At 60.0% G+C, this 7,193-nt stretch carries 8 protein-coding genes; all 8 read right to left on the bottom strand.

Annotation, left to right across the window (positions count from 1 at the left end; translation table 11 throughout):
* Positions 1–16: 16 nt before the first annotated feature.
* The 8 genes from B3C64_RS02420 to atpB all read right to left on the bottom strand — a co-directional run bounded on the left by B3C64_RS02420 (position 17) and on the right by atpB (position 6,943).
* Positions 17–295 (bottom strand): F0F1 ATP synthase subunit epsilon, encoded by a 279-nt coding sequence (locus tag B3C64_RS02420; RefSeq protein ID WP_291533483.1) that lies wholly within the window; start codon positions 293–295, stop codon positions 17–19.
* Positions 295–1,779, bottom strand: coding sequence for a F0F1 ATP synthase subunit beta (atpD, locus tag B3C64_RS02415; protein ID WP_291533482.1), 1,485 nt, complete (start codon positions 1,777–1,779; stop codon positions 295–297). Before atpD ends, B3C64_RS02420 begins: the two co-directional genes overlap by 1 nt.
* An 8-nt stretch (positions 1,780–1,787) precedes the next feature.
* A complete protein-coding gene (locus tag B3C64_RS02410; protein ID WP_291533480.1) occupies positions 1,788–2,711 on the bottom strand; it encodes a F0F1 ATP synthase subunit gamma in 924 nt (307 codons plus the stop codon).
* 3 nt (positions 2,712–2,714) lie between these two features.
* On the bottom strand, positions 2,715–4,343 hold the full coding sequence (atpA, locus tag B3C64_RS02405) for a F0F1 ATP synthase subunit alpha (protein WP_291533478.1): 1,629 nt from the start codon (positions 4,341–4,343) through the stop codon (positions 2,715–2,717).
* A gap of 71 nt (positions 4,344–4,414) precedes the next feature.
* The gene (locus B3C64_RS02400; protein WP_291533476.1) at positions 4,415–5,242 is read right to left on the bottom strand and encodes a F0F1 ATP synthase subunit delta; all 828 of its coding nucleotides are present in this window, start codon (positions 5,240–5,242) and stop codon (positions 4,415–4,417) included.
* 29 nt (positions 5,243–5,271) lie between these two features.
* The gene (locus B3C64_RS02395; RefSeq protein WP_291533475.1) at positions 5,272–5,793 is read right to left on the bottom strand and encodes a F0F1 ATP synthase subunit B; all 522 of its coding nucleotides are present in this window, start codon (positions 5,791–5,793) and stop codon (positions 5,272–5,274) included.
* 56 nt (positions 5,794–5,849) lie between these two features.
* Positions 5,850–6,077 (bottom strand): ATP synthase F0 subunit C, encoded by a 228-nt coding sequence (gene atpE, locus B3C64_RS02390; protein WP_003809874.1) that lies wholly within the window; start codon positions 6,075–6,077, stop codon positions 5,850–5,852.
* 56 nt (positions 6,078–6,133) lie between these two features.
* A complete protein-coding gene (gene atpB, locus B3C64_RS02385; protein ID WP_291533465.1) occupies positions 6,134–6,943 on the bottom strand; it encodes a F0F1 ATP synthase subunit A in 810 nt (269 codons plus the stop codon).
* Between the last annotated feature and the right edge of the window lie 250 nt (positions 6,944–7,193).

Here is a 7,193-nt window from a genome sequence, read left to right as displayed (position 1 = left end):
CAATAACGGAACCGAATTATTCGGCGCGCTTGACGTTGCGTCCACGCTCGACCGCAACGGTGAGCTTGTTCGAATCGAAGGAAATGAAGCCGTCGGTCACATCAAACGAGAGACGTTCGCCTTCGGGATCCACCACGACGATGGTTCCCTCCTTGATCACGGTCAGCACAGGCTCGTGGTCGGGCAGGATGCCCATTCCGCCCTCGGAGGCCGGAATGGTGACGGACTTCGCCGTGCCGTTCCACACAGGGTGGTCAGCGGCGACGATGTTCACCTGCATTGTCGATCCGGCCATCACGCACCGTATTCCTTCTGCATGTCGTGCCACTTCTTCTCGAGGTCGTCGATGCCGCCGATACCGGAGAATGCCTGCTCCGGAACGTCGTCATACACACCGTCGCAGATGCGGGTGAAGGCCTCGATGGTCTCGTCCGCCGGGACGTAGGAGCCCGGACGGCCGGTGAACTTTTCAGCGACGTAGAAGTTCTGGCCAAGGAACTGCTCGATCTTACGCGCGCGGTTCACGGTGGTCTTGTCTTCCTCGCCGAGCTCGTCGATACCGATCAGGGCGATGATGTCCTGCAGCTCCTTGTTACGCTGCAGAATCGCCTTGACGCGGTTGGCGCACTCGTAGTGGGCCTGGCCGACATAACGCGGATCAAGGATTCGCGAAGTGGAGCTCAGCGGATCCACTGCCGGGTAGATGCCCTTGGAGGCGATGTCACGAGAAAGCTCGGTAGTCGCGTCCAAGTGGGCGAAGGTCGTCGCCGGAGCCGGGTCGGTGTAATCATCGGCCGGCACGTAGATGGCCTGCAGCGAGGTGATGGAGTGGCCACGGGTCGAAGTGATTCGCTCCTGCAGCGCGCCCATCTCATCGGCCAGGTTCGGCTGGTAGCCCACTGCGGACGGCATACGGCCGAGCAGGGTGGACACCTCGGAACCGGCCTGGGTGAAGCGGAAGATGTTGTCGATGAACAGCAGCACGTCCTGGTTCTGCACGTCACGGAAGTACTCGGCCATGGTCAGTGCGGTCAGCGGGACACGCAGACGGGTACCCGGCTGCTCATCCATCTGGCCGAAGACCAGTGCGGTCTTTTCAAGCACACCGGCCTCGTCCATTTCGCCGATCAGGTCGTTGCCCTCACGGGTACGCTCGCCGACACCGGCGAACACGGACACACCGCCGTGGTTCTGGGCCACACGCTGAATCATTTCCTGAATCAGCACGGTCTTGCCGACGCCTGCGCCGCCGAACAGACCGATCTTGCCGCCCTGCACGTACGGGGTCAGCAGGTCGATGACCTTGATGCCGGTCTCGAACATCTGGGTCTTGGACTCCAGCTGGTCGAATGCCGGCGGGTTGCGGTGGATGGGCCAACGCTCGGTCACCTTGACGACCTCATCGGCCTTCTTGTTGAGGATGTTGCCGGACACGTCGAACACGTGGCCCTTGGTGACATCGCCAACCGGAACGGAGATCGGGCCGCCGGTATCGGTCACGGTGGCACCGCGCACAAGGCCGTCGGTCGGCTTCAGCGCCACGGTACGCACAGTGGAATCGCCGAGGTGCTGTTCGACCTCAAGGGTGATCTTCTGCGCGGTCTCGCCCTCTTCGTGAGCGCCGGTGTTGGTCAGCTCAACGGTAAGTGCATTGTAAATGTCGGGCAGGTGGCCCACCGGGAATTCGACGTCGATAACCGAACCCTGGATACGCGTAACGCGTCCAACGGTCGGCTCTGCAGCCGTCTCGGGAGCCGCTGTGGTCTGATTCTCAGCCATATGCGTTCCTACTCTTCCTTCTTGTTCAGCGCGTCGGCGCTGCCGATGATTTCGGTAAGTTCCTGGGTAATCGCGGCCTGTCGCGAAGCGTTGAGCTTGCGGGTCAGGTCGTCGATCAGGCTGCGGGCGTTATCTGTAGCCGTATGCATGGCGTTCTGCCGGCTTGCAGTCTCGGATGCCGCTGCGGTGAGCAGGCATTCATGGATACGGGACTGGATGTACTTCGGCAGGATGGCGTCAAGCACCTCGTCGACGCTCGGCTCGAACGCATACAGCGGAGTCGCCGCATCGGCGTCGGCTCCCGACACGGGGCCGGAGGTCTGCTGTTCCGGACGCACGAGCTCGACCGGCAGCATGCGCAGCACGCGCACCTTCTGCACCACCATGTTCACGAATTCGGTGAACACGATGTAGAGTTCGGAGACTCCACCTTGGTCCGCCGGCTTCATGTAGGCGTCCAACAATGCCTTCGAGATGGACTCTGCGACTTCCACGCCGGGCTGGTCGGTGTCACCTTCCCATGTACCGGCAATATCACGATTGCGGTACTTGTAGTACGTCACACCGCGACGACCATACACATACAGTTCCGGCTGCTTGCCTGCCGCATCGAGGCGGGACAGCAGCGATTCCGTTTCGCGGATGATCGAGGAGGTGTACGGACCCGCCATACCACGGTCGGAAGTAAGGGCGAGGACAGCCACGCGAGGGTTGTCCTCGTCCTTCTTCTTCACGATCGGATGGTCGATATGGGAATGGGCCACCAGCGCTTGCACGGCGTCGAAAATCGCATCGGTATACGGCTTCGCGTTCAAGGCCACGTCACGTGCCTTGGCGATGTGCGAAGACGCGATCATCTCCTGCGCGTTGAAGATTTTCTCCAGCGACGCGGTGGAGGCGATCCTAGATTTCAATGCGAGTTGCGAGCCCATGGATCACTTCTCTCCTGCGACGATCTTTTCCTGCTCGACCGGAGCGGCGTCCTTGGTGTCGGGCTTCTTGTCGACCAGCGGCTTGCCCGCGCTGGTGACGTAAGTCTGACGGAACGCTTCCACGGCCTTGTCGAGGGCAGCCTCGGTGTCGGCGGTGAAGTCTTCGGTCTCGCGGATGGTCTTGAGAATGTCGGTGTTGTGCTCCAGGTAGTCCAGCATGCCCTTCTCGAACGGCAGCACGTCGCTCAGCGGCAGGTCGTCCATCTTGCCGTGGGTACCGGCCCACACGGAGACGACTTCCTGTTCCATCGAGTACGGCGAGAACTGCGGCTGCTTCAGCAGCTCGGTCAGGTGCGAACCACGGTTCAGCTGAGCCTTCGAAGCCGCATCCAGATCGGAGGCGAACATGGCGAAGGATTCCAGCGAACGGTACTGGGCCAAGGAGATCTTCAGCGTGCCGGAGACCTTCTTCAGAGCCTTGGTCTGGGCTGCGCCACCGACTCGGGACACGGAGATGCCGACGTCCACGGCCGGACGCTGGTTCGCGTTGAACAGGTCGGACTGCAGGAAGATCTGGCCATCGGTGATGGAGATCACGTTGGTCGGAATGTAGGCGGACACATCGTTCGCCTTGGTCTCGACGATCGGAAGACCGGTCATCGAGCCGCCGCCGAGGTCATCGGAAACCTTGGCGCAACGTTCCAGCAGACGGGAGTGCAGATAGAACACATCGCCCGGGTACGCTTCACGTCCCGGCGGACGACGCAGCAGCAGGGAAATCGAACGGTAGGCCTCAGCCTGCTTCGACAGGTCGTCGAAGACGATGAGCACGTGCTTGCCGTGGTACATCCAGTGCTGTCCGATGGCGGAACCGGTGTACGGTGCGATGTACTTGAAGCCTGCGGAATCGGAAGCCGGGGAGGCCACGATGGTGGTGTACTCCATGGCGCCGGCTTCTTCCAGGGACTGCTTCACCGATGCGATGGTGGAGCCCTTCTGACCGACGGCCACGTAGATGCAGCGGACCTGCTTCTTCGGGTCTCCGGATTCCCAATTGCGCTTCTGGTTGATGATCGTATCGATTGCGATAGCGGTCTTACCGGTCTGGCGATCGCCAATGATGAGCTGGCGCTGGCCACGACCGATAGGGGTCATCGCGTCGATTGCCTTCAGACCGGTGGACATTGGCTCGTCAACCGGGTGACGATGCATAACGTCCGGAGCCTGGGCTTCGAGGATACGACGGCCTTCGGTCTTGATCGCGCCAAGACCGTCAATCGGGTTGCCTAGCGGGTCCACGACGCGGCCAAGGTAGCCGTCGCCGACGGGCACGGAGAGCACTTCGCCGGTACGACGCACTTCCTGGCCTTCCTCGATTCCTGCGAAGTCGCCGAGGATAACCACGCCGATCTCGCGGGCGTCAAGGTTGAACGCCAGGCCAAGCGTGCCGTCTTCGAAGGTCAGCAGCTCATTGGCCATGCAACCAGGCAGTCCCGTCACGTGCGCAATGCCGTCGCCAGCGGTCGCCACATAACCAACCTCCTGGGTTGGGTTATCCGACGGCTTGTACGACTCGACGAAATCATCGAGCGCCTTGCGTATCGTGGTGGGATCAATGGTAAGTTCTGCCATGATCACTCCTTATTGTTGTTTATAAATTCAGTCAAGTCTTGTTTCAGGCTTGTTCACCGTGCGGCGAACCGTCAGGCGGTTGCCTTCACCGTGCGCTGAAGATGCTGCAGCTGTGCGACCACCGTATTGTCGGTGACCTCGTCGCCAACCTGAACGCGCATGCCACCCAGAACGGTCGGATCGACCACGGAGTTGATATGCACCGGATGGCCGGTCTTCTTCGAATAGATGGCGGTGAGCTTGTCGATCTGCTCGCCGGTCAGCGGCTTTGCCGTGGTCACGGTGACCATCGATTCGCCCATATGACGGGAGAATTTGTTGATCAGCCACTGGATGGTCTGCAGATAACGACGATTGCGCAGATTGCAGGTCGCGTGTTCGGCCAGACGCTTCGTCACCTTGGTGAAGTCCGTGTTGCCGATCAGGCTGTTGAGCAGCTTGATGCGGGCTTCGGCGGGGACGGAATCGTCATACAGCTTGGAACGTACGACCGGAAGGTTGAGCAGTGCGGAATGCAGCTCCGCAAGCTCGACGGAGACCTGCAGAGTGGTGTTCGTGTGGTCCGCGTAGTACATCATGCCGTCAACGCCGAAGTCCTCCACGGCGTTGGCGATATCGGTCACGCGGCTCCAGCGGCGGGACACCAGGTCGGCCATGATCTCCATCGTGAGCGGATGGGCCTGGTCCCCGACGAGGGCCTTGACCACCGCGACCTTGTCTTCGACTGGGCGCGACGGGTCGGTGAGGGCACGTTCCAGCTGGACATTGTGGTCGAGCACGTTGGTGATCAGAAACAGTTCGTTCCCGATGCGCCAAGCGTCCTCGCCGCTCTCACGCAGCTTGGGGGCCAGCGAGTCACGCGAAACGCGATCCGCGATACGCGATGCTTCTCCTCGCATTGGTCACCTCCCTTTCTTGAAGGTTTCGATCACTTCTTGTCGCTGTCCAGATCGTTGATCATCTGGTCGATCATCGACGACTGCACATCATCATCGTTCAGCTTGTTGCCGAGGATCTTGCCGGCCAGTGCCGTTGCCAGCACGCCGACCTCGCCCTTCAGGCTCACCAGAGCCTGCTGCTGCTGCGATTCGATGGAACGCTGCGCGGTGGCGGTGATCTGCGCGGCATCGCTTTCGGCACGGGTGCGTGCGTCGGCGATGATGCGGGATGCCTCGGTGCGGGCGTCGTCGCGAATCTTGGATGCCTCGACGCGTGCGGTGCTCAGCTGAGCCTCGTACTTCGCCTTGGCCTCGTCAGCGTCCTTCTGGGCCTTCTCGGCCTTGGCGATGCCACCCTCGATCTTGGCGGCGCGCTCATCGAACACAGCCTGGAACTTCGGCAGGAAGAACTTGTAGAAGAACACGGCGACGATGATCAGAATGACCAACGACCAGAAAATGTCGTAGCTTTTCGGAAGGAACAGTTCCATCTCGCTAGCTGCGGTCACCATAGTGTCTTCCTCCTTTCACGTTCGTTTGCGTCTTCGGTGTTACCTTGGCTCAAGTCTTACTTGATGAAGGCGAGCACGAAGCCGAGCAGTGCCAGCACCTCGACGAATGCCAGACCCAGGAACATGAGGGTCTGCAGACGGCTGCCGAGCTCAGGCTGACGAGCGGTGCCTTCGATGGTCTTGCCGATCAGGATGCCCAGACCGATGCCAGGGCCGATGGCAGCGAGGCCGTAGCCAACGACGTTCAGGTTGCCGGCAACCTCAGCGAGGGTAACGATATCCATGATTGTTTCCTTTCTGGTTATTGCTTGACAAGAAGCAACAATTAAAAAGCCGGTGGTCAGTCGATCTCCGGATAGCTCATATTGATGTACGCGGTGGTCAGGATGGCGAAGATGTATGCCTGCAGGCAGGCGACCAGCGCCTCGAACAGGAACATGAACATGCCAGCTGCGAAGGTGATGATGCCGAACGGCATCATGATCTTGTTCACCACATCAATAAGGAAGAACTGCGTGGCCGAAAGGCACAGCGCAAGAATCAAGTGGCCCGAAACCATGTTGGCGAACAGACGGATCGTCAACGAGAACGGACGGATAATCAGCAGCTCAAGCAGCTGAATCGGGGACAGCAGAATGTAGATCGGAGCAGGCACGCCCTTCGGGAAGATCTCGTCCCTCAGGAAGTGGCCAAGGCCCTTCTCGCGGATGCCTGCAATCCAGTATTGGCAGAAGCACCACATGGCGAACACCAGCGGCAGCGTGATGGACGCGCTTGCCGCGATGTTGAAGCCCGGGATGATGCCGCACAGATTGAAGATCAGCAACGTGCAGAACACGGTGGTGATCATCGGCACGTAACGCTTGCCGCGAAGCTCGCCCATCACCTGATAGACGATGTTGTCACGGACGAATTCGATCAGCCATTCGACTGCTCCCTGCCAACGGCCCGGGATGAGCTTTGCACGGCTCGCCGTAATTCCGAGAACCAGCAACATGATGACGGTCGCGAGAATACGAACGAGGATGATGCGGTTGATGGCGAACGGCGTGCCTTGAAAAACGAACGGATCGGGAAGGAAGTCATTGATACTCGGCATTTCCGGACCATCGGCGATGGTCAGCATGCCCTCTCCCAATGCACCAATCATTCACGCCTCCTGCTCTTGTGTCAGCTGCCAGTTTAGCCCAGCAGCCAAGTCGAATGTGACGTTCTGGTTACCAACCAAAGCGTACTTCGAAGTATGCGCGACGCGACCGGAGTCACGAAACGCATTCGACTCCGAATGGCTGGATAGGATTATCAGTCTGCGTCTAGACAATATCTACACACCGCTGGCGTTTTGCTCAGTGCCGAATCACGCCGTAGCCGTCATGCAGGAAAGGCTCGAACGCGTCGGT

This window comes from Bifidobacterium sp. UBA6881 (genome assembly GCA_002451435.1).
Lineage (GTDB): Bacteria > Actinomycetota > Actinomycetes > Actinomycetales > Bifidobacteriaceae > Bifidobacterium.
The sequence above is the reverse complement of the archived record's forward strand: the minus strand, read 5'-3'. Positions and strand labels throughout refer to the sequence as shown.

What these genes read in the sequence shown, in the direction of transcription:
- B3C64_RS02420 (WP_291533483.1), bottom strand. Translation starts at nt 295, where the DNA reads ATGGCCGGATCGACAATGCAGGTGAACATCGTCGCCGCTGACCACCCT.
- atpD (WP_291533482.1), bottom strand. Translation starts at nt 1,779, where the DNA reads ATGGCTGAGAATCAGACCACAGCGGCTCCCGAGACGGCTGCAGAGCCG.
- B3C64_RS02410 (WP_291533480.1), bottom strand. Translation starts at nt 2,711, where the DNA reads ATGGGCTCGCAACTCGCATTGAAATCTAGGATCGCCTCCACCGCGTCG.
- atpA (WP_291533478.1), bottom strand. Translation starts at nt 4,343, where the DNA reads ATGGCAGAACTTACCATTGATCCCACCACGATACGCAAGGCGCTCGAT.
- B3C64_RS02400 (WP_291533476.1), bottom strand. Translation starts at nt 5,242, where the DNA reads ATGCGAGGAGAAGCATCGCGTATCGCGGATCGCGTTTCGCGTGACTCG.
- B3C64_RS02395 (WP_291533475.1), bottom strand. Translation starts at nt 5,793, where the DNA reads ATGGTGACCGCAGCTAGCGAGATGGAACTGTTCCTTCCGAAAAGCTAC.
- atpE (WP_003809874.1), bottom strand. Translation starts at nt 6,077, where the DNA reads ATGGATATCGTTACCCTCGCTGAGGTTGCCGGCAACCTGAACGTCGTT.
- atpB (WP_291533465.1), bottom strand. Translation starts at nt 6,943, where the DNA reads ATGATTGGTGCATTGGGAGAGGGCATGCTGACCATCGCCGATGGTCCG.